The sequence below is a fragment of the Vibrio sp. AND4 genome (assembly GCF_000171815.1).
In the GTDB taxonomy this organism is placed as follows: Bacteria; Pseudomonadota; Gammaproteobacteria; order Enterobacterales; family Vibrionaceae; genus Vibrio.
Map to the genome: position 1 here is coordinate 16780 of NZ_ABGR01000006.1, position 21358 is coordinate 38137.

17 protein-coding genes are annotated in these 21358 nt (G+C 45.6%); 6 read left to right on the forward strand and 11 right to left on the reverse strand.

The features are described from left to right. The first annotated feature begins 22 nt into the window (after positions 1 to 22). Complete coding sequence (gene bioA / locus AND4_RS08985) at positions 23 to 1300, forward strand: adenosylmethionine--8-amino-7-oxononanoate transaminase (RefSeq protein ID WP_009842646.1); 1278 nt, start codon at positions 23 to 25, stop codon at positions 1298 to 1300. A gap of 135 nt (positions 1301 to 1435) precedes the next feature. On the opposite strand, the gene AND4_RS08990 is transcribed toward bioA, so the two are convergent. The 6 genes from AND4_RS08990 to lrp form a co-directional block, all read right to left on the reverse strand. Next, positions 1436 to 1702, reverse strand: coding sequence for a DksA/TraR family C4-type zinc finger protein (locus tag AND4_RS08990; protein ID WP_009842647.1), 267 nt, complete (start codon positions 1700 to 1702; stop codon positions 1436 to 1438). Between the two features lie 205 nt (positions 1703 to 1907). Beyond that, on the reverse strand, positions 1908 to 3215 hold the full coding sequence (serS, locus tag AND4_RS08995) for a serine--tRNA ligase (protein ID WP_009842648.1): 1308 nt from the start codon (positions 3213 to 3215) through the stop codon (positions 1908 to 1910). Positions 3216 to 3307: 92 nt separating this feature from the next. Continuing rightward, the gene (locus tag AND4_RS09000; protein ID WP_275039047.1) at positions 3308 to 4663 is read right to left on the reverse strand and encodes a replication-associated recombination protein A; all 1356 of its coding nucleotides are present in this window, start codon (positions 4661 to 4663) and stop codon (positions 3308 to 3310) included. Then, positions 4664 to 5290, reverse strand: coding sequence for an outer membrane lipoprotein chaperone LolA (lolA, locus tag AND4_RS09005; protein WP_009842650.1), 627 nt, complete (start codon positions 5288 to 5290; stop codon positions 4664 to 4666). Positions 5291 to 5351: 61 nt separating this feature from the next. Next, positions 5352 to 8513 (reverse strand): DNA translocase FtsK, encoded by a 3162-nt coding sequence (locus AND4_RS09010; protein WP_009842651.1) that lies wholly within the window; start codon positions 8511 to 8513, stop codon positions 5352 to 5354. 150 nt (positions 8514 to 8663) lie between these two features. Then, positions 8664 to 9158: a leucine-responsive transcriptional regulator Lrp gene (lrp, locus tag AND4_RS09015; protein WP_009842652.1), complete on the reverse strand. Its 495-nt coding sequence runs from the start codon at positions 9156 to 9158 to the stop codon at positions 8664 to 8666. A gap of 156 nt (positions 9159 to 9314) precedes the next feature. On the opposite strand from lrp, the gene ald reads away from it, so the two are divergent. Then, positions 9315 to 10439, forward strand: coding sequence for an alanine dehydrogenase (gene ald, locus AND4_RS09020; RefSeq protein ID WP_009842653.1), 1125 nt, complete (start codon positions 9315 to 9317; stop codon positions 10437 to 10439). Positions 10440 to 10532: 93 nt separating this feature from the next. On the opposite strand, the gene AND4_RS09025 is transcribed toward ald, so the two are convergent. Continuing rightward, on the reverse strand, positions 10533 to 11729 hold the full coding sequence (locus tag AND4_RS09025) for a methyltransferase (RefSeq protein ID WP_009842654.1): 1197 nt from the start codon (positions 11727 to 11729) through the stop codon (positions 10533 to 10535). 53 nt (positions 11730 to 11782) lie between these two features. Then, positions 11783 to 12757 carry an HTH-type transcriptional regulator CysB gene (gene cysB, locus AND4_RS09030; protein ID WP_009842655.1) on the reverse strand — a complete coding sequence of 325 codons (975 nt, stop codon included), beginning with the start codon at positions 12755 to 12757 and terminating at the stop codon, positions 11783 to 11785. 339 nt (positions 12758 to 13096) lie between these two features. On the opposite strand from cysB, the gene AND4_RS09035 reads away from it, so the two are divergent. Further along, positions 13097 to 13861, forward strand: a complete 765-nt coding sequence (locus AND4_RS09035; RefSeq protein ID WP_009842656.1) for a hypothetical protein — start codon at positions 13097 to 13099, stop codon at positions 13859 to 13861. A 126-nt stretch (positions 13862 to 13987) separates the two neighbouring features. Further along, complete coding sequence (locus AND4_RS09040; protein ID WP_009842657.1) at positions 13988 to 14767, forward strand: tRNA isopentenyl-2-thiomethyl-A-37 hydroxylase MiaE; 780 nt, start codon at positions 13988 to 13990, stop codon at positions 14765 to 14767. 107 nt (positions 14768 to 14874) lie between these two features. Here the strand turns inward: AND4_RS09040 and AND4_RS09045 are convergent, their stop codons facing one another. Together AND4_RS09045 and AND4_RS09050 are read right to left on the reverse strand one after the other, a co-directional pair. Then, entirely contained in the window at positions 14875 to 15132 is a 258-nt protein-coding gene (locus tag AND4_RS09045) for a hypothetical protein (protein WP_009842658.1), read from the reverse strand. A gap of 206 nt (positions 15133 to 15338) precedes the next feature. After that, entirely contained in the window at positions 15339 to 17777 is a 2439-nt protein-coding gene (locus AND4_RS09050; protein ID WP_009842659.1) for a M9 family metallopeptidase, read from the reverse strand. Between the two features lie 513 nt (positions 17778 to 18290). On the opposite strand from AND4_RS09050, the gene AND4_RS09055 reads away from it, so the two are divergent. Together AND4_RS09055 and AND4_RS09060 are read left to right on the forward strand one after the other, a co-directional pair. Further along, positions 18291 to 19619 (forward strand): sphingomyelin phosphodiesterase, encoded by a 1329-nt coding sequence (locus AND4_RS09055; protein WP_009842660.1) that lies wholly within the window; start codon positions 18291 to 18293, stop codon positions 19617 to 19619. Next, positions 19616 to 20590, forward strand: coding sequence for a hypothetical protein (locus AND4_RS09060; protein WP_009842661.1), 975 nt, complete (start codon positions 19616 to 19618; stop codon positions 20588 to 20590). Before AND4_RS09055 ends, AND4_RS09060 begins: the two co-directional genes overlap by 4 nt. Positions 20591 to 20756: 166 nt before the next feature. Here AND4_RS09060 and AND4_RS09065 read toward each other — a convergent pair whose 3' ends face one another. Continuing rightward, positions 20757 to 21311 (reverse strand): hypothetical protein, encoded by a 555-nt coding sequence (locus AND4_RS09065; RefSeq protein ID WP_009842663.1) that lies wholly within the window; start codon positions 21309 to 21311, stop codon positions 20757 to 20759. Between the last annotated feature and the right edge of the window lie 47 nt (positions 21312 to 21358).

Below are 21358 nucleotides of genomic sequence, written 5' to 3' on the forward strand. Positions count from 1 at the left end.
CAAAACACTATTGGAATAGCACATGGATCTCGCCTTCGACCGCCAGCACATCTGGCATCCCTACACTTCGACGTTGACACCTCTGACCTGCTACCCAGTGGCATCGGCAAATGGTGTCCACATTAAATTGGAAGACGGGACGGAGCTTGTCGATGGCATGTCTTCATGGTGGTCAACGATCCACGGCTATAACCACCCGCACTTGAATCAAGCGGCTCACCGGCAAATCGATCAGGTCTCTCATGTTATGTTTGGCGGGATTACCCACCAGCCAGCAATCACTTTGTGTAAAAAGCTATTGTCCCTTGCACCAAGTAACCTTGAACATGTCTTTCTTGCTGATTCTGGCTCTGTTGCCGTAGAAGTTAGCTTGAAGATGGCGTTGCAATATTGGCATGCGAAAGGCGAACGTCGACCGAAGTTTCTAACCTTACGACACGGATACCACGGCGACACCTTCGCAGCAATGTCAGTGACCGATCCAGATAACTCCATGCACTCCCTCTACAAAGGTTTTTTGCCTGAACATATTTTTGCCCAGTCACCTACTTGTGGTTATTGGGCTGAATGGGATCCAGAAGATCTTACTGACTTCGAGCACAAGATTGAAACGTACCATCAAGAACTCGCTGCGGTTATCCTAGAGCCTATCGTTCAAGGTGCGGGCGGTATGCGTATCTACCATCCAGAATTTCTCAAAGGCGTGCGTAGGCTTTGCGACAAATACGGTTTGTTATTAATTGCGGATGAAATTGCCACAGGATTTGGCCGCACTGGTAAGCTGTTTGCCTGCGAACATGCCGATATCCAACCGGACATTTTGTGTGTCGGCAAAGCACTCACCGGTGGCTACATGACGCTCTCTGCAACCCTAGCAAGCAAAAACGTTGCGGATACAGTTTGTGGTGGTGATGCTGGTTGCTTCATGCACGGCCCAACCTTTATGGGGAATCCACTTGCCTGTGCTGTGGCCACAGCAAGCTTAGAATTGATTGAGCAAGGTGACTGGCAGCAACAAACCCGACAAATCGAAACACTATTTTCTGAGTTACTACCCACACTTGAAGAATACGACTTAGTTAAAAACACCCGTTGGTTAGGTGCCATTGGTGTTGTTGAAACACATCGACCAGTGAATATGGAAACGATTCAAGCCTTGTTTGTGGAACACGGCGTTTGGATTCGCCCTTTTGGCAAGCTGATTTATATGATGCCACCATTTATTAGCAAACCGGAAGATATTGAGAAGCTTGTTAACGCGGTTAAAGCAGCGCTTCAGTGTCAAGCTTGTTTCACTTGATGCGTGCTCATTAAATTCAGAGGATTGGTAGAAAATAAAAACAACGGTTCGAGCATACTACTCGAACCTTTTTTGCTGTTTGAAAAGATACTTACTGGCGTCTTACTGACAATACAAACGCCACTGCAAGTACGATTAGCGTAATTGGCTATCTTTACTCGCTCGTCGATTAAATAATCCTTGGCGTTGAGACACCAATTCGATTGTTGACTGACATTCGATACATAAACGAACGCCTTTCATGGCTATTCGACGCGCTTGTGGGATTTCATCTCCACATTCATCACAATAATGAGCACTTTCGCCCTGTTTGATATTGCCACGAACACGGGAAATCTCGTCGTCGATGGTATGTTGAATTTGTTGGCTGACACTATCGTCATTTGCCCACCCTACGGCCATAAGCCCTCCTCGTTACTTGAATGAGAAAATCTACTTACCGTGGTAAGGTGGATGATTATATCGATTGCAAATAACAAGATAATCAGGGTAAATTCAAAAACACTATTACAGATTAGTAATAATTGATTTTTCCACTCAGTGCAGAAAACAAAAAACCCAGCACTGTTAGGCTGGGTTTTGATGTTCTAGTGGCTAGCGGCTTGGATTAACCGATGTGCGTCGCGCCTGCCATGTACTTCTGAAGTACGGTCGGGATTGCAATACGACCATCTGCTTCTTGGTTGTTTTCTAAGATAGCAACCATGGTACGACCAACAGCAAGACCAGAACCATTTAGCGTGTGTACAAGCTCAGGTTTCTTCTCGCCCTTACGACGGAAACGCGCTTGCATACGACGAGCTTGGAAATCCCACATGTTAGAACAAGAAGAAATCTCGCGGTAAGTTTCTTGCGCAGGAACCCAAACTTCTAGATCGTATGTTTTACGAGCACCAAAGCCCATGTCACCAGTACAAAGAACCACTTTACGATAAGGAAGTTCGAGAAGTTGCAGAACTTTCTCAGCGTGACCTGTTAGTTCTTCTAGTGCGTTCATTGAATCTTCTGGTTTAGTGATTTGTACTAGCTCAACTTTGTCAAACTGGTGCATACGAATTAGACCACGTGTATCACGACCGTAAGAGCCCGCTTCTGAACGGAAACATGGTGTGTGAGCCGTCATCTTAAGTGGTAGATCCGCTTCGTCAGAAATCGTATCACGTACTAGGTTCGTTACTGGTACTTCTGCCGTTGGGATTAGCGACAGTTTACGTGGCTCTTCATCGTTTACCTTTTCGGCTAGCGGCTCAGTGTGGAAAAGATCTTTACCAAACTTAGGAAGCTGACCAGTACCAAATAGGCTGTCAGAGTTTACTAGGTAAGGTACGTACATTTCAGTGTAGCCGTGTTCTTCTGTATGAAGATCCAGCATGAACTGAGCGATTGCACGGTGGAGACGAGCAAATTGGCCTTTCATCACGATGAAACGTGCACCAGTGATTTTAACTGCACTTGCGAAGTCTAGACCGCCACCCATTTCGCCTAGATCAACGTGGTCTTTTAGTTCGAAGTCGTAAGTCTTAGGCTCACCCCAACGAGAGATTTCAACGTTGTCGTTTTCATCTTTACCATCTGGCACATCATCCGCTGGGATGTTTGGTACAGAAAGCGTAAATTCGTCTAGTTGAGCCATTACTTGCTCAAGTTCAACTTTCTTCGCATCAAGATCGCTACCAAGAGTACCGATTTGTTTCTTGATCTCTTCCGCGCCTTCTTTGTCGCCAGCCGCCATTTTTTGGCCGATTTGCTTGGAGATGGAGTTACGCGTGGATTGTAAATTTTCTACTTCTACTTGAATGGACTTGCGTTGTTCTTCAAGTTTACGAATAGTATCCACGTCTAGCTTAAAGCCGCGACGCGCCAATTTAGCAGCTGTTTCATCCAGCTCAGTACGAAGTAATTTAGAATCCAGCATTGTTAATCCTATGCTTTTTGTTGTGAAATCACGCGCACTTTCCAACTCGTGCACGTTTCAAAAATTTACTGATCAAATGTATCCAAAAACGCCTACTTTTCATAGCGCTTTTGTGGGCTATTTGCATCTAAAGTAGCCAAGTAATCTAACTTTTCGCCGATTTTGGTCTCTAAGCCACGATTTGTCGGCAGATAGTACCTACGATCACCCATTTCAGGTGGCAAATATTGCTCACCTGCAGCGTAAGCGCCAGGTTCATCATGAGCATAACGATACTCCGCCCCGTAACCCATGTCTTTCATCAAGCTGGTTGGTGCGTTGCGCAAGTGATGCGGCACTTCATATTCAGGTAAGTTATGAGCATCCGTGAGGGCTTGTTTCCACGCCACATAGACGGCATTACTCTTTGGTGCGCAAGCTAAGTACACTATCGCCTGCGCAAGTGCGCGTTCACCTTCTGCCGGACCAATACGGGTAAAGCAGTCCCATGCGGATAATGCCACCTGCATTGCTCGAGGGTCTGCGTTGCCTATATCTTCTGAGGCAATCGCCAGCAATCGACGCGCAATGTACAAAGGATCACAACCTGCAGCGATCATACGCGCAGACCAGTACAGCGCAGCATCCGGGTTTGAGCCACGAATCGATTTATGCACCGCTGAAATTAAGTCGTACCAAATATCGCCTTTGTTATCAAAACGAGAAACCTTCTCTCCCGCCACTTCCGCAAGCAGTCTCAATGTGATCTCTTTGTCACCTTGCGCATTGTCCTCTGCCATATCGTAAAGCAGCTCAAGATAATTGAGAGACATACGCGCATCACCGTTTACCAGTTCAGCTAAGCGTTCCAGCACGTTATCGGCGAAGTGTGCGGAAGTATTCCCCAAGCCACGCTCTTTGTCAGTGATGGCTTGATTCAACGCCAAGGAGATTTCATCTTTGTCAAGAGACATGAGCTTGTAAACGCGAGCACGTGACAGTAATGCATTGTTTAGCTCAAACGATGGATTTTCGGTCGTCGCGCCAATAAAGGTAACCGTGCCATCTTCAATATGAGGTAAAAAAGCGTCTTGTTGAGATTTGTTAAAACGATGCACCTCATCCACAAACAAGATGGTGCGGCGACCCGCCATTTTGTTCTCGCGCGCTTTCTCAATCGCCGCACGGATTTCTTTCACGCCAGACGTGACAGCAGACACGCGTTCAACTTCAGCATTGGCGTAGTTTGCCGCTACTTCCGCCAATGTCGTTTTGCCTGTGCCCGGCGGCCCCCACAGGATCATTGAATGAATATGGCCAGCCTCAAGCGCGCGACGCAGTGGCTTACCTGGGCCTAAGATGTGCTGCTGACCTATGTACTGTTCAATCGTTTCCGGTCTCATACGAGCGGCAAGGGGACGAAAATCTTCGTCCCCCGAGAAGTCTAATGTGTAATTACTCACTAGCAATTAATTCCTTTGATCATCCACTTCCACACCATCTGGAATTGTGAATGTGAACCTGTCTGCTTTTGGTTTGCCAAGCTTCACGTTATTAAAGGTAAACAAGCCTTTCTGACCGTCTTGCTCCACTACGTTAAAACCTTTCACCACACCTTTGGCATCAATACTAATCTGGAATTGGCCCTGTGTGGAGTCTAGCGCAGTAGGAATCAGCGTGAACTGGTCACCTTTTTGGGAGATCTTGTAGTTATCCCAATCACTTGCACGGTTACGCGTTAACAAAACAAATGGTGTTTGCTCTGTTGCTTGTTCTTGCCAATAGATACTCACTTGCTCGATAAACGGGCTGTAGTACCACAGTGTCTTACCGTTAGAAACCAAGAGGTTTTCATCAGGTAATGTTGTGCTCCAACGGAACAGGCTCGGACGAGCGATCTCTACAGTGCCTTTCCCTTCCATTACCGTTTCGCCTTCAGGGCTGATCACCTGTTGTGAGAAATCCGCACTGAAACCGTCATTCATAGATAGGCGTTTGTTGAATTCATCTTTAGGAGACGCGGCGTGTGCCGTAGAAAAGAGGGAAAAGCTTAAAACAAGTGCAGAGAAAAGTTTCACTGAGAATAGTTTTTTCATTCAGATACCTATTGTTAGAACCGCTCACCTCAGTATGACTGAGGTGAGTAACACAAGTTCATTAATCTTTTGGTGGCGCAGGAGCCAGTACTTCACGGTTACCATTGTGACCCGGAGCACTTACGATACCTTGCGCTTCTAGTTGCTCAACAATACGAGCTGCTCGGTTATAACCGATCTTAAATCGACGCTGTACGCCAGAAACCGAACCACGACGCGAATGGACCACGTGCTCCACGACTTGATCGAACAATGGATCCATTTCTTCATCCGAATCCATCTGCTCACCCGGTAGCAAGCTCTCTGGACCTTGATCGCCACTGATGATTTCATCGATGTAGTTTGGTTTACCACGCGCTTTCCAGTTGTTTACAACAGCGTGAACATCGTCATCCGATGCAAACGCCCCGTGAACACGGGTCGTATGGCTTGAACCTGGCGGTAAGTAAAGCATATCACCCATACCAAGTAGCGATTCAGCACCGCCTTGGTCAAGAATAGTGCGAGAGTCGGTTTTAGTTGATACCGTGAACGCGACACGCGTTGGGATGTTCGCTTTGATTAAACCGGTAATCACATCAACCGATGGACGCTGCGTCGCTAGGATCAAGTGGATACCTGCCGCTCGCGCTTTTTGTGCCAAACGAGCAATCAGCTCTTCAACCTTCTTACCGACGACCATCATGAGATCGGCGAACTCGTCGACCACTACCACAATGTATGGCAGTTTCTCTAGCAACGGCGGTTCCGTGTCCATGCTATCGCCATCTTGCCAAAATGGATCATGAATTGGATGGCCTGCGTCTGCGGCCATCTTCAATTTCTCATTAAAGCCTTTGACATTACGTACGCCAAGAGCCGACATTAACTTGTAACGACGCTCCATCTCGCCCACACACCAGCGCAGTGCGTTAGACGCATCTTTCATGTCGGTAACCACTTCTGAAAGAAGGTGTGGAATACCTTCATAGATGGAAAGCTCCAACATTTTCGGGTCGATCATGATGAAACGCAGATCTTCCGGTGATGCTTTGTAAAGCATACTCAAGATCATCACGTTAACACCTACTGACTTACCAGAACCAGTTGTACCCGCTACCAGTACGTGGGGCATCTTCGCAATGTCGGCAATCACAGCTTCACCCGCGATATCTTGGCCAAGAACGATCGTTGTTGGTGAGGTTGCTTGTTCAAACTGTGGACTATTAATCACATCCGACAGGTATACCGTCTGGCGGCTCATATTAGGCAGTTCTAGACCAATATAAGGTTTGCCCGGAATGACTTCGACAACACGTACAGCCATCGCAGACAAGGCACGTGCCAAGTCCATAGACAAACCAGAAATACGGCTTACTTTCACGCCCGGTGCCAAATCAAGTTCGAATCGAGTGATAACAGGGCCAGGGTAAATACCAACTACATCCGCTTTAATCTTGTAATCCGCAAGCTTAGTTTCAACGAGACGCGCAACCTCTTCCAAGGCATCTCGATCGATAAAGTTATCACGTTTCTCTGGATGATAGAGCAGTTCTAGTGTCGGTAGTGGCTCTGTAGGAACGGGCAAGTTTTGATCTTTTTGTACCAAGAACGGGTTTTGCTGAGCAGCGACTTTCGATTGAGCACTCGAAACCATGTTTTGGAAAGCTGCAACATCTTGATCGCCCTCTTGAACTTCTTCTACCTCGACTTCTTGAGGTGTCGGTTCAAACGTAGCAGAAGGCGCTGCCGATTGTGGTTGCGGTACGACTTGCTGCTGCCTAGGTGGTTCTTGTTCAGACTGCTGTAGTGCAGGTTGAGAAACAGGTTGTTGCGGCTCTAAATACGTAGTCTGGGCTTGTTGAGCAGACTGCGGTGCTTGATATTCATCTTCTTCATCAACTACATCGAAGTTCGAAATGGTTGGTTCGATGTGCTGGCTCGGCTCAGTTTGTTCAACAATTTTATCCAGAGCAACAGAGTCAATCACTGGCTCGTCTTGTAGAGGCTGGCTTGGTGTTTGCTGCCCAATCTCAGCGTGTACTTGCGTCTGATGAGCCTGTTCAGCTTCGAACTGAGCATACTCGTCATAGTTTGGCGCGTTATCGGACAGATCATGGAGGCTTGTCTCATGCCCAGTCACTTCAGGCGGAACAACTGGCTCTTGTATAGGTGGCGTTTCATCCCCCCAGTCATCTGCTTGTTGCGCCGCTGCTTCAAGTTCTTCTATGGTGACGTCCAGTTGCTTAGTACGTTCCACCATTGGGTCGACATTGTCTGTATTCACAACGCGAACAGGCTCAGCCATTTGGGCGTGGCCTTGAACCTGAGGCTGAACAGGAACTTGCGCTATATCTGCAACCTGAGGTGCTGGCGGAACAACAGCTTGCGTCACTGGGTGTTGTTGAGGTTGCTCTGTCACCGACTGTGGCATGTAAATCGGGTATTCATGTGCAGGTACCTCTTCTACTGGCTTTTCTATATCGTAAGCAGTAAGGTGCGGCAAAGACTCGTCTTCAAGTTCCTCTTTAACACGCTCACTCATCACGCTATCTTCGGCAAACTCATCCAACTGAGGCTCAAGCGTTTCTTGCTCCGTACCACGAACTTTGTTGGTAACAGTCGCAATAGTGCCAAGTGCACGCTCACCCAACCATTCAACGATTTTCAACCAAGAAATGCCTGTAAACAGAGTAAAGCCGGCTCCCCATAGGAAAAGAAGCACAAGCGTCGTTCCCAGCAAATTCAATGTAGGTAGGGCCAAGCTGGTCAGTACGTCGCCAACCACACCACCAGACGAGAAATACCAAATGTCGTCAAAGTTGATATCGGCAAGTCCACAGCTAGTCAGAATGAGGATGACTAAACCCAACAGACGAGTGCCCCACAACATAAGGTCGATAGGATCGTCTTCGGAACGCTTACGACAAAGCACCCATGCTCCCGCAGTCAGCAGGAATGGTAATGGATACGCGAGGGAACCAAAGGTAAAAAATAGTGTGTCGGCTAACCATGCGCCGAACAAACCACCAGCGTTATTGATCGCCCCTCCCCAAGCAGTTTGGGACCAAGACGGATCAGCCGGACTGAAGGTAAATAGTGCAACAGCCAACAGCACCGAGCTAAGAACGCCAACGATAAAGCAGCACTCTTTTAAGCGTTGGAAGCCATTGAGACGTGAAGACTGAGGCTCTTCACTGGTTTTAATAATGGTTTCGACTTTCTTTGCGTTCTCTTTGAACATAAATCAACTTGAATTGGAAATGAATAGGAATGAGCAAAATGTTCCGAGCGGCACAAAGCCGCTCGGTAAATTGATTTAACCATATCAAAGAGAAAAACCCAATTGCTCTATTGAGAAAGCGGAGGTATTTACCGCTTTCTTTGCAAGAATTTAACGAGTTTTAATCACAAGCTGGTTACTTTGCTTCACTTCTTCCATTACGACGTACGTACGTGTGTCGTTGACGCCCGGAAGACGCAGCAACGTATCGCCCAACAGACGACGATAAGCACCCATATCAGACACTCGAGTCTTTAGAAGATAATCGAAATCACCTGATACAAGATGACACTCTTGAATGTCGTCGAGTTTTTGAACCGCAGCGTTAAACTGTTCAAAAACATCAGGTGCTCCGCGGTTCAAGGTGATTTCTACGAATACCAGTAGTGATGCGTCTAAGAACTGCGGGTTTAACAGCGCAGTGTACCCAGTAATGTAACCTTGGCGTTCTAAGCGACGCACACGCTCCAAACAGGGTGTCGGAGAAAGTCCCACCCGTTTTGAAAGTTCGACGTTCGAAATACGACCGTCTTTCTGCAGTTCATTAAGAATGTTGCGGTCAATACGATCTAGTTCCTTAGACGGCTTCTTATAGTTCTCTGCCATTTTTTATTCCACCTTATTACTTCCTTGCAAAAAAATATACTACAACTTTTTAATATTTGGTGCCAAATATTACAAATCAACATCTATACTAGATGTTAATTCGACAATAACACCCTACAAACAGTTAATACAACCATTTTAGAAAGAGGATACAGGATGATCATTGGCGTTCCAAAGGAAATTAAAAACCACGAATACCGTGTGGGAATGATCCCAGCTAGCGTGAGAGAACTGATCTCACATGGTCACCAAGTTTTAGTTGAGACCAATGCTGGCACTGGTATTGGCTTCACAGACGATGATTACATCGCTGTTGGCGCATCCATCCTTTCTACTGCTACCGACGTATTTGCAAAAGCAGATATGATTGTAAAAGTAAAAGAACCCCAAGCTGTCGAGAGAGCAATGCTCCGCGAAGGGCAGATTTTATTTACCTATTTACACCTTGCACCAGATTTTCCACAAACCGATGAGCTAATCAAGAGCAAGGCTGTCTGTATCGCATACGAAACTGTAACAGATAATATGGGTCGTTTGCCACTGTTAGCACCAATGTCAGAAGTGGCTGGTAGAATGTCAATTCAAGCCGGTGCACAAACGTTGGAGAAATCTCACGGCGGCCGCGGTTTACTATTAGGTGGCGTACCGGGTGTTGAACCTGCAAAAGTTGTCGTTGTTGGTGGCGGTGTCGTTGGCGCGAACGCAGCACGTATGGCGGTCGGTCTTCGTGCTGACGTGACTATTCTTGACCGTAACGTGGATACGCTTCGCAAGCTGGATGAAGAATTCCAAGGTCGCGCTAAAGTGGTTTATTCTACTGAAGACGCCATCGAGAAGCATGTTCTAGAAGCAGACCTAGTAATCGGCGCGGTTCTAATTCCGGGTGCAGCAGCGCCTAAGTTGGTAACAAAAGAGCACATCGCTAAAATGAAGCCTGGCGCGGCAGTGGTTGACGTCGCCATTGACCAAGGTGGTTGCTTCGAAACTTCTCACGCAACTACGCATGCAGAGCCAACTTACATTGTTGACGACGTGGTGCACTACTGTGTGGCGAACATGCCAGGTGCGGTTGCTCGCACTTCAACATTTGCGCTTAACAATGCCACACTGCCATACATAGTGAAGCTAGCAAATAAAGGCTATCGCGAAGCACTTATAGAAGACAAAGGTTTCCTTGAAGGCCTAAACGTTATCCACGGCAAAGTAACCTGCAAAGAAGTGGCAGAGAGCTTTGAGCTAGAATACATTGAACCAGCGCAAGCTATCGCGATGTTCAACTAATGACAAAATAACGTACAAAAATGTCACGTTTTGTTTACAAGAGCCCACTAGGAAGTGGGCTTTTTGCTTAGAACATTTAGCTATAAAAAAGATCTAAATCTTATAAGCGCAAATTAAAATATTTCGAGGTGTGACAGATTTAGCGCAAAACTCTGCCAATCTAACACGATAACCACGTTCTTCAAGATAAAGTGCTTTGTCTAAAGCCAACCAAATCTCCAACGGACGTTGAAAAACCAACTGAACCAGACTCAAACGCTCCATTTGCCAAAAGCGCTGTTCGCTCAACTTTTCAAAATGTTCGAAATCGATTTCTTGCGGAAAAACGATGCCCTTCTGCTCCGCTGCCCAGCGACACAAAGACTCAAAACCATCACTTAATTGCGACTTACGAATGCTCGGCACTGGCTGATATCCTTCCATACCCAATACTTGTCGCGTGATCAAATCAAACCCTAAGCGAAACACCATTTCTTGCTGACGATGACGACGCACACGTTCACCACCAGTCACTGTTTGCTGTAAGGGGATACGCAGTTCTTGCTTAGACAGAGAAAGAGAAGAAGCCTTAGCCGACTCTGACATCGGCTGATATTGCTCAGACTGAATCAAATGATAACAGCATGGCGATATTGTCATCGCTGCAACGCCATTTTCACTGCCGTACTGTATTAAGCGAACGTGAAGATCGCCACACGCATGCAATGCCACCGCGTGTTGGTTTGGCTTAAACACGGCCTTCGATTGGTTATCAAATGCATCGCCCTGGATGAAGGTCATCTTCCAATCATGCTCATTTGCCGCTTGTTGCCCACAATCACACAGCGTTTGTTGGTATTCAAAACTGGTAACTGGCTGATCAGTTTGCGTTGTCAGGATGCGCCCTAAATAACCTTTGCCTGAACACCACTCTAGCCATTCTTCGCCATGATGATGGTGAATAGCCGCCTCTCCCATGGCGCAGATCTGCGCTAATTTGCGACCAGGAATACCACTGTCTAAACCACGAGAAAGGTCCAAACCTTTTAGCGCTAGGGGCTTCAAGTAGCTAACATCGGCAAGTGCTTCAAGCTCAGGCAAAAAGGGACTAAGTGCCCTCATGGCAAGTTCAGGGTCCGATTTGTATTCATCGATTTCAGAGGGAGTTAGAGAGGTTAACCACCGGCAAAGCTGAGGGTGTTGGGCTTGCCAAGGTAATGATGCGTGGACACTACTTTTAAATGGCTGGAATCGCCACAACGATTGATGCTCAATTAAGCAGTCATTAATAAATTGAAATTGCGTTTTCATAGTTCCCCCTGCAACGGTTGCATTGTAGAGGGAATCGAAACAGCAATGAAGAGTTATCTCACCGGAAGTTCTATGTCTTTAAACATCTCTTCAATTTCCGAGTTTGACTTTAGAGAAATCGCTTGCTCAACAACAGGACGTGTCAAGTGTGGTGCAAAGCGCTCAACAAAATCATACATATAAGAACGTAGGAAGGTACCACGACGAAAGCCAATGCTTGTGGTACTTGCGCCAAACAAGTGACTCGCATCAATTGCAACCAAATCGCCGTCTTGATCGTGATCGACAGCCATACTCGCAATCACCCCAACCCCTACCCCCATACGAACGTAAGTTTTTATCACGTCCGCATCGGTTGCAGTGAATACCACACGTGGGGTCAAACCTTCGCGGTTAAACGCCGTATCCAACTCAGAACGACCAGTAAAGCCAAACACATAGGTCACCAAAGGATAAGCCGCCAAGTCATGAATTGTAACGACGTCTTTCTTTGCTAATGGATGCTCCTTTGGTACCACGATAGAACGATTCCAGTGGTAGCAAGGTAGCATGATGGCGTCTTGGTAAAGGTGAAGCGCTTCTGTTGCTATGGCAAAGTTCGCTGTTCCCTTTGCGATCGCCTCAGACATTTGCGAAGGCGTTCCTTGATGCATATGCAAGGACACTTTTGGGTAACGAGACGTAAAACCTTTTATCACATCAGGAAGTGCATAGCGTGCTTGAGTGTGAGTGGTAGAAATATTCAGCGTGCCCATTTCAGGGTGAGTATGCTCCCCCGCCACGGCTTTAATGCTTTCCACACGCGCTAGAATCTCTTGAGAAATTCGTACGATCTCTTCACCAGCGGGTGTCACCTGAGTCAAGTGTTTACCACTTCGTTCAAAGATCTGAATACCTAGCTCATCTTCTAACAAACGGACCTGTTTACTGATGCCCGGCTGTGATGTGTATAGGCTTTCTGCTGTCGCAGAAACGTTCAGATTATGGTTTACAACCTCAACAATATACTTCAGTTGTTGCAGCTTCATCGTAATCCCTTACTCATTGATTGAGACAATAATGTCATACTCATATTGCCGACTTGGCCGAGTAGATATAATGTTTAGTTATAACGTGTTAGCCACTAAATGAACAGTAATTTCTAACTTATAGCTCAAGCTAATAGTGAATCACTTATAACGTTTTGATATGCACAATGTTTGATTCTTTAAAATCTGTATTTTTGCACCGCTCGCCGTATTCTCTGCCCAAATACGACGGAAAACGTGTTTAGGGTAAAATAATCAGATAAATAGGGTGCCGAGAGAGATAAGATTCATGTATTCTCTGTTGTTGGTCATAAAAAAGTAAAAAGCAGACGCAAAGATATGAATACTGGTTTAATTGTCATTTTGGTAGCCGTTCTACTGGTCTTGGTTCTTGGTTACAACATCATGCTGCAGTACAAAGTAAAAGTAGAGACCACAAAAAGACAGGAATCTGCTCGTTACGTGACACTGATTGACAGTACCGAGGAACTTATTGGGCACGCTCACCATATTCCTTTTAGCAAGGACTTACTGCTGTGCCTGAACAATCGTATTCTTGATGCGCTCGAAAATATGCGCGAGCTGGATCCAAAGGACAAACAATTAGTCCAGCGGATTGAGAATATGAAGCAGCAAATTGCTCAACTGGCAGATAATAATCAAGGCGGCGAAAGTACGACGTTTAAAATGCCAAGCAGCGACAAGCAAGCCATACTCATGCTTAAACTTGTTAAGCGCCTACGAGATACGGTTCGTAATGAACACAATAAAGGCCGTTTGAACACACAAAGTTACGTGGCAGAGAACGCGCGCCTTGAAACAATGCAGATACGAATCAACATCGAGAATGTGATCAAGCGTGCGAACGATTCCATTGCGCGAGGTCAGCCTGGTACGGCTCTTCAACTGCTTCGTAAAGGCATTGATGCACTGAGCACTAAAAACGACGCTTACTCAACGCAAGCGAAACAAAAACTTGAAGGAATGCTTGGCGATCTTGATAAGAAACGCCAAGACAAAAATGACGCTGACATGCAGCATCAGGTAGATAAAGAACGCGACAATGATATGGATGCGCTCTTCGGCGAAAAGAAAAAGTGGTAAACTCTTTTCAAGCTTTCCTGCCTATCTCGATTCAGGCTGCGTATGCAGCCTTTTTTGTGCCTTATTTCTATTAAAAAGATGTTGGCTGGATAAACCAAAATTTGAATGTAAAGTATTAAAAATTAAATGATTAATCTCAACTCTTATCAGGACCTCCTTGCCCCAATTAACCAATTCTTACAATGCAGCACCCCAGATGAATGGGTTGAAGAGGCAAAGAAACCTGAAAACCTTCAAACCATTTTATTAGACCACCTGCTGTGTGAACTGAAAGCTGGCCAATCAGCCATGTTCCTGATCCGCAAATATGCCGTGGATAAAGCGAGTTCACACGCCCTACTCGATTGGTTCAAGCCATATGAGGACTTTGCCTACCGCAAGAAAGGCTCGCTAGAGACGCTCAAAGGAAAAAGTAATATTTCTAAAGCGATCATCGCTAAATCAGATTCACCTTACAGCCAAGATCTGATCGACAAGATGGTCCTACTTATCAAAGAAGAATTACACCACTTCTATCAAGTGCTTGAAATCATGGAAAACCGTGGCGTGGAATATAAGAACATTCCTGCAAGTCGCTATGCGAAAACACTGATTTCTGAAATGAAAACGTATGAACCAGAAACCTTGATTGACAAGCTTATTATTGGCGCCTATATCGAAGCTCGTTCTTGTGAACGTTTCGCAAAACTGGCTCCACATATGGACGAAGACATTGCCAAATTCTACGTATCTTTGCTGCGTTCAGAAGCACGTCACTACCAAGATTACTTGATTTTGGCAGAACAGATCGCGGGCAAGGATATTAGTGCACGTGTAGCAGAATTTGGGCGCATTGAAGCTCAGCTTATTTCAACGCCGGATGACGATTTCAAATTCCACAGTGGCGTTCCCGTGTTAAAAGCTTAGGTATTAAGCCGAACTCAATGAGAAAAACCAGACACCGCGTTTGGTTTTTCTCATTCTAGTCGCTATGTTCGGTTGAGCGAGTGTGATTTGAGTATAATAGAAGCCAATTACTCGCAAGCAGCAGTTTGCGAGCGGGAAATTTCCTTGATCAAAATTTTGCGTCGAAGATTTAAAATCTCATCAATCAACTTCTCTTGGGCATTACTACCAAAGTGTTGATCGTAATTTTTTACCATTTCGATCTCCTGCGGTTGCAAACGGTAAACCTCATCTTTTAAGCGAGCCTCCGCTTCGCTTTTTATCAAACCTTGGCTTTGTAGCAATTTAATGATCACTTCATCAGCTGGGTTTACTTCTCTTGACATGACTTTCCAATCTAAAAGTTAAGTTACTCACCAAATGGTCGATGAATCCAGCAGGCTGCTGGCACCGCCAATTTCCGTTGAAGAACTTATACCTCAAATGTGACAGCGTTATTGCAGCTCAAAGTCAATTATTCGTAAAGATGCATAGGAAGACACAATAAAAAAGCCGAACACTAATGTTCGACTTTCAAATTTTTTACTGGGCGTTACTTATTAAAAAAAACCAGCATCTCGACTTCACCTCCTTGCTGTGGCGCGTCCAACGAGAATTGTAAATAGCCCTCTTTAGTTATTGGTATTCTTAGATATTCATTACTACCACTGCCATCAGACACATGTTCATGTTGCTCTGTGGTTGGCCAGTTTTCTCGGCTCGCGTAAAGATCCACGTTGCCATTGTCGGTAAAACTATTTTTATCTTTAAGCCAAACACGTACCTCTTGAACGCCTCTCGGTACATAAACTGCGGCATAGCGTCGTTTAAGCACCGTTAGAGATTGTGTTTGACCAACTTCCAATACGACTGGTGTTAAATCATCTTCAGATGTTGGCGGTAGCTCGGCTTGCTTTTTCAATGATGCAGTTAGTGTCACCGCATCAAACGCAGAACGACCTGTGATGCTGATGTAATAACGACCTGGTTTAACATAGCCAGATCGATTTGGTTCGAACATCACAATCTCATTGCTACCCGGACCATGTTGGCTGAATTCAAAATCGTAGTAATGCGCTTCTTGCTCAAAGCTTATATACAAATCCGCATCGCCCAGATTGCCTTCTTGTATCTCCACTTCGAAGTGCGCCATGTTTTCTGGCACGTCCACATAGAACAACTGCTCACTGTACGCCGCACCATTTAACACGACACTCTGGTTCGCGGTAAGCTCGCTCGCTTGGTTTGAAGCCGATGTCGAGCCACTCGAACTTGGGGGCTGCTCTGCCTTCGGTTGCTCAGATTCATGAGCAATAGACGCGAGCCAGCGTTCAAATTCACTATCGTATCGCTCACCTAATACTTTAACTTGTCTTGCCCACTCCAAATACTGGCCAGAGCGAGAAAGCGTAAGCAAACCCTCGATCTCTTGAGGATGTTTTTCAAACATAAAGCGAACCGCAAGATAACCCCAGCGATAGACGCGATTAGTATTATGTGAGTAATTGGTCGCAAACACTTCTGACAAGCTCATCTTGCCCTCTTCGATAAGGCCGATCGCCGCGTCGTAACCTTGCTTGTAATGCATATACTCAGCAAAACCTTCAAGCCACCAAACAACATAACCGTGAGCCAAGTTATGATTAAATGAGCCATACTGATTAAAACGTGCATCTAGGTAGTGAGTATACTCATGCTCTAAATTAAGAATGGAGAGCTTATCAGTATTATCGTAACGGTAAGCGACAAAACGCGCGACGTTATCTGATTGCGCGGGGTTGCCTTCAAGATACTGGCCACCGTTATCCGTGGTATTGCCAAACAAAAACGACGAGTAATCAACGTAGCTGCCGTTATTAGCAAACACCGCCACTTCTACCCGATCATTGTGATCGTCTTCTACGGGTTGATACCCAGTATTCGCAACTTTATGGAAATCAGCCTCTTTCGCTGCCAAAACTGCACACGCTTCCAAAGCTTGGGCATGGGTTAAGTCTTGAGAACGAATGATTGCAGGTCCATCGCACTCATAACGATTTGGCAGCACATTGGCTGCGACTTGGCGTTTCGCTTGCTCTAAATCCAAACCTTTTAAGCTCTCTGGCGCGTAGTACTCCATCATCTCAACCGCAGCGAGCCACAGTTTGTCATGCTTACTCCCCAACGGGTATCGCTCCATCACTCGTTGCATCTCTGCCAATGCGGCGCTGCGAGTGGAGGAATAAGGACTGGCAAGTAGACGACCAACTTCGCGCACCGCGTTATACACAAGAAAACTGGCATCAGTATCTAATGCCCATTCATTTTGCTGAGTAAACTTTATTAGCACTTGAATATGCCGATTATTCTCCGACAAATAGCGGTAGAAATAACCACGCCCAGCATGACCAGACATGGCACGAAAAAGGTTGTTTAGCCCATCAACCCACTGCGTATCTTGCGCGGTGCTTGGGTTAAAGTAGCGGAGGGCCGCCAATTGTGATTCCATCGTCAACGGCAGTTGCTTTACGTTATCGACCATCAAAGTCAGGCTTTTCATTGCACTTACTTGCTCATATCCTTGGTCTAGTGCATGACGGTTAGCAAGGAATGCCTTGGTAGTGCGGGCAAAACCTTGACTAAGCCCTCGTGAAAAAGCTGGCTGTTTTTCGTTATAGCGAACGTAATAAGCCGCACGTATAAACTCACCAAGGTTCTCCAATTGGCGCGCTTGTTCTGCCTCACCGCTGTAGTTGGCGATGGCACGGTTAAGTACAGTTTGAATTCGGGCTAAACTCCCCTCGCTGTAGATATTGTCTATCGAACTGCTGGGGGCAGAAAACCAAGATTCATGACAGTGGTAAGTCGCCGAGGAGATTACAGGAGCAAGCTCCGAAGCTTGTTCAAGCGCAGAAATATCGCACTGTTTGTTAGCGAAAGAAAAACTGGACACAGTGCCGAAAACAAAGGCTAGCGCAAAACGATGTAGTGAGAATAGACGAATATGAGACATAACAACACTCATTGATAATTTATATGATTAGTGCTGCACTTATATTTCTCAAACTTGCCAATGTGAATTAAATTGCATAATTTTTATGATGTCAGTTCAAAAAACACCCCAAAGACGCACGCAATGTGAATAGAAAACCCTGCACTGTAACTTTCTATTCACAACAAGCAACAATCAAATAACAAGACAATACTTGTATTCGCGTTATCCAGTTAAAAACCGTTGCAAATGCATACGACTTTTCAACCAATAGATACGCCAACGTCATGACAGGCGGAGAAGGTACATACACTGCAAAAACACTCATATTTAATAAGATGTTCTTTCAGTGGCCTTCTTATTTTCCATGTAGATAGAAAGCATCGCGACATGAAAACCATCGATTTTAATCTCAAACAAAGATCACAACTTGCAACCAAAGTATGCCGTACGGTTTACTGTCATCCATATTTAATATGCAACTCATAACTATCAATAAGAATAATTCTACTCACTCAATTTATGGACAGACAGATGAAATTAACACGACGGACTATTTGGCTAAGTGGCTTACTCGCATTGCCAAGCTTCGCGGACACTTATGTATACCTAACAAACAATTCTGACCAACCTTTAACTATCCAAGTGACACACGATGGCAGCGATTTGTTGGAGTACGGCGAAGAATGGCAACAAAATGTGCAAGTACTTGAACCATGGGAAACCAAATCAATTTTGAGCTTCAACCGCTGGGAGGGTGTGCGAACAGGCGAGCATTATGAATTTGAGACCGTAGCATCTAACCCGTTAGGTGAGAGCATAACCTTAAGGCAGGTGATGGAGGGTCACTGGTATAACTCGACGATTCAATACGGTGTATCCGCTTCTGATGTCGCTATGGCGTTAAAAAGTGATCGTAAAATCCACCGTTATAACACCGATTCATTTGGTACTCGCACAACCGAGCTCGCTTTTAAATCCGACGCCACTGAGGGCTATGATGACTTGTACTACACCGTCACACCGAGGAGAGTAAATCAAGCTCTCGACGACAATGAGCAACACCTAAATTTGATGACATACAACATTTGGGCTTTACCGGCTGTGGCTTCACACATTGATGACCGCTACGAGCTGATTCCTTCATACGTTAAAGGGTTCGACGTAGTCGCACTACAAGAAGTGTTTGCGGATGGTCGAGAGGCGTTTTTGCGCGAACTCGCTAAAGAATACCCGTATCAAACAAAAATGCTGGACAAAGATGGCTTCAACATCCACGACGGCGGCGTGACCATTGTCAGCCGCTACCCTATCGTGAATCAGGCACAGTATGTCTTTCCTGATTGTTCCAGTGCCGATTGTCTCGCTGATAAAGGGATAAATTATGCGGAGATCATCAAGGGTGGTCAGGCTTACCATATCTTTAACACTCATGCAGCCTCCTCTGATACTGAGATAGCACGCGAACATCGTCAACGTCAGTTCAAGCAGATGCGCGCGATGGCTCAATCTTTGAATATCCCAAGTAATGAAACCGTAGTTTACAGTGGCGACTTTAACGTCAATAAGTTGAAATTCCCTGATGATTACCAGCAGATGATCGCCAACCTTAGCGCTATCGAACCGGAATATTCTGGCTATACCGAATCTACGTTTGATCCACGCATTAACAACTTTGCTGGCAGAACTTTTTCCGGAGACGGAAGTGTGGAATACCTCGACTATGTGATGGTCAGTAACGAGTATGGTATAAAATCGCAAAACGATAACTACGTTGATGTACCACGCTCAACAGCGGCAAGTATATGGCAGCATTACAACCTGTCGGATCACTTTCCGGTGAGTACAGTGCTCAAACCATGAGGCCATTTTCGTTCATTTTTGTGTCCGTCGCTGTGGCGGGCACAATTTGGTTTTTATCCGCGGGAAACAAGAATGAACACTTGTATCCACTCTCTTACACGTCGGAAAACACCTCTGACACCCAAGCGAAGAACAGTGTTTTTTTAGCGGCAGGACAAACTAAGAGGAAAGTCATCTTGCCTAAAACAGAAGGAATACCCTCTTCGATCGAGGCTGTGTCTCAGCGTTTAGTTGAACTCAAAGGGCGAGCGTTAAAAACAGAGATAGAAACGTTTTGGCATACATGTCAGTCAGACCAGAACTGCGAATCTCAGTTGATAGAGCTCGAAGAACATTTGTCTGCTGAGCATTTCGCACTGCTGAAAAACTACCACGCGCTCAACAGCCTCTGGCAGCAAAACTTGGCTGCCCTACCTTTTGATGAGCAACAACCGCTGGCGCCTCGTATTGCGCTGTTCAAATCAGCAGCAAAACAGGTTTGGGGTGAACTGTCAGAGGTGATTCTTGCCGATGAATTCGCATTGTACGATTTTAGTTTGCAAGCTGAACAGTTGGCCGATATCCCCACTCAAGATTATGTTCAAACCTACAAAGATTTGCTCCAAATGTGGCAAGGCAATGAGGCAGCGCTGGGGTTGCAAAGTCATCAAGCAAAGTATGAACGTGCAGTCGCGTTGATTCCCAACAGAATAAATGACTCAGAACGTGAGGAATTGATTCTGACGCTTCAACAGAACTACCTCTCTGAACAAGAAATCGAAGAGATAAACAATCGGAGGCAGCAAATTGTAGAGCAAAAACAGCAAGCAACTGATTATCAAGATGAATTGCAGCAGTTAAAATCAAGGCTGACATCACAAAGAGCCACCAGCCACGCGAGTTGGTCAGATTCAGAATGGCAACGTTATTACCAACAAGAGATTGCGGATTTTCGTCGTGAATTTTTTGCAGTTAATGACTCTCCTTTATGAGCAATTGGAACTGAGGGATCCCCGATAAACCACATCCTAAAACGCGTCATTCCAGCAATACTAAGCGTGAATGGAAATCTGGTCTTCATGAACGCTTATTACAGGAAGGTCGCTGGTTTGAAAGCGAGCGACCTTCTGTTATTTATCTGTTGGTGCAACTCAAACGTTACAACACGCGTAAGCATTCTTCGGGAGGCAAACTTAAAAGCGTGTTCGCAAAGTTAATCTTCTCATCTCGCCACTTCCATGCCGCCTGTCGACTCTCTTGAGAGTGACGATCAGCTTCGAAATAACTTTGCCTTGGTAAACCGTTAGCTGGCGTCATCACCATAGATTGCTCATTTAAGCGAATCGTAAATAGGAACTGACCACGTTGACCAGATTGCGCAGCAGGGTGATGAAGTGTGGTATCACAGCAATAACGTCGATCGCGTAATGCTCGGCATGTGTATTCAAATGCATCTTGTGCACCACGTCCGGGGAAAGCGGTATAAATACTGATGCCGTCGCGCTGCAAAGACTGCTCTCCAGCAGCTAATTGTACTGCGTACTGAATCATCCTAAACCCAAGTACTACACCACCAATACTGTTCAGCCCGCTGTATTGGATTGCTCCTTCTAAGCTCAGGCGCAGCTTATCTTCACCTTCATATAAAAAAAGATAAGGCGATGCCCAATCACTTTGTGGAATAAGCCGCTGAGTAATGTCCAAGTGTTCCATGTTGGTCTCCGCAATAGATTGTCTTCAAAACCACAAAATAGCGTAAT

Bases quoted from the DNA above. Each gene is read 5' to 3' on its own strand.
- AND4_RS09055 (WP_009842660.1), top strand. From the start codon at position 18,291: ATGAAATTAACACGACGGACTATTTGGCTAAGTGGCTTACTCGCATTG.
- AND4_RS09050 (WP_009842659.1), bottom strand. From the start codon at position 17,777: ATGTCTCATATTCGTCTATTCTCACTACATCGTTTTGCGCTAGCCTTT.
- AND4_RS08990 (WP_009842647.1), bottom strand. From the start codon at position 1,702: ATGGCCGTAGGGTGGGCAAATGACGATAGTGTCAGCCAACAAATTCAA.
- AND4_RS09060 (WP_009842661.1), top strand. From the start codon at position 19,616: ATGAGGCCATTTTCGTTCATTTTTGTGTCCGTCGCTGTGGCGGGCACA.
- AND4_RS09035 (WP_009842656.1), top strand. From the start codon at position 13,097: ATGAATACTGGTTTAATTGTCATTTTGGTAGCCGTTCTACTGGTCTTG.
- AND4_RS09065 (WP_009842663.1), bottom strand. From the start codon at position 21,311: ATGGAACACTTGGACATTACTCAGCGGCTTATTCCACAAAGTGATTGG.
- bioA (WP_009842646.1), top strand. From the start codon at position 23: ATGGATCTCGCCTTCGACCGCCAGCACATCTGGCATCCCTACACTTCG.
- lrp (WP_009842652.1), bottom strand. From the start codon at position 9,158: ATGGCAGAGAACTATAAGAAGCCGTCTAAGGAACTAGATCGTATTGAC.
- AND4_RS09025 (WP_009842654.1), bottom strand. From the start codon at position 11,729: ATGAAAACGCAATTTCAATTTATTAATGACTGCTTAATTGAGCATCAA.
- cysB (WP_009842655.1), bottom strand. From the start codon at position 12,757: ATGAAGCTGCAACAACTGAAGTATATTGTTGAGGTTGTAAACCATAAT.
- serS (WP_009842648.1), bottom strand. From the start codon at position 3,215: ATGCTGGATTCTAAATTACTTCGTACTGAGCTGGATGAAACAGCTGCT.
- AND4_RS09010 (WP_009842651.1), bottom strand. From the start codon at position 8,513: ATGTTCAAAGAGAACGCAAAGAAAGTCGAAACCATTATTAAAACCAGT.
- lolA (WP_009842650.1), bottom strand. From the start codon at position 5,290: ATGAAAAAACTATTCTCAGTGAAACTTTTCTCTGCACTTGTTTTAAGC.
- AND4_RS09040 (WP_009842657.1), top strand. From the start codon at position 13,988: ATGATTAATCTCAACTCTTATCAGGACCTCCTTGCCCCAATTAACCAA.
- AND4_RS09045 (WP_009842658.1), bottom strand. From the start codon at position 15,132: ATGTCAAGAGAAGTAAACCCAGCTGATGAAGTGATCATTAAATTGCTA.
- ald (WP_009842653.1), top strand. From the start codon at position 9,315: ATGATCATTGGCGTTCCAAAGGAAATTAAAAACCACGAATACCGTGTG.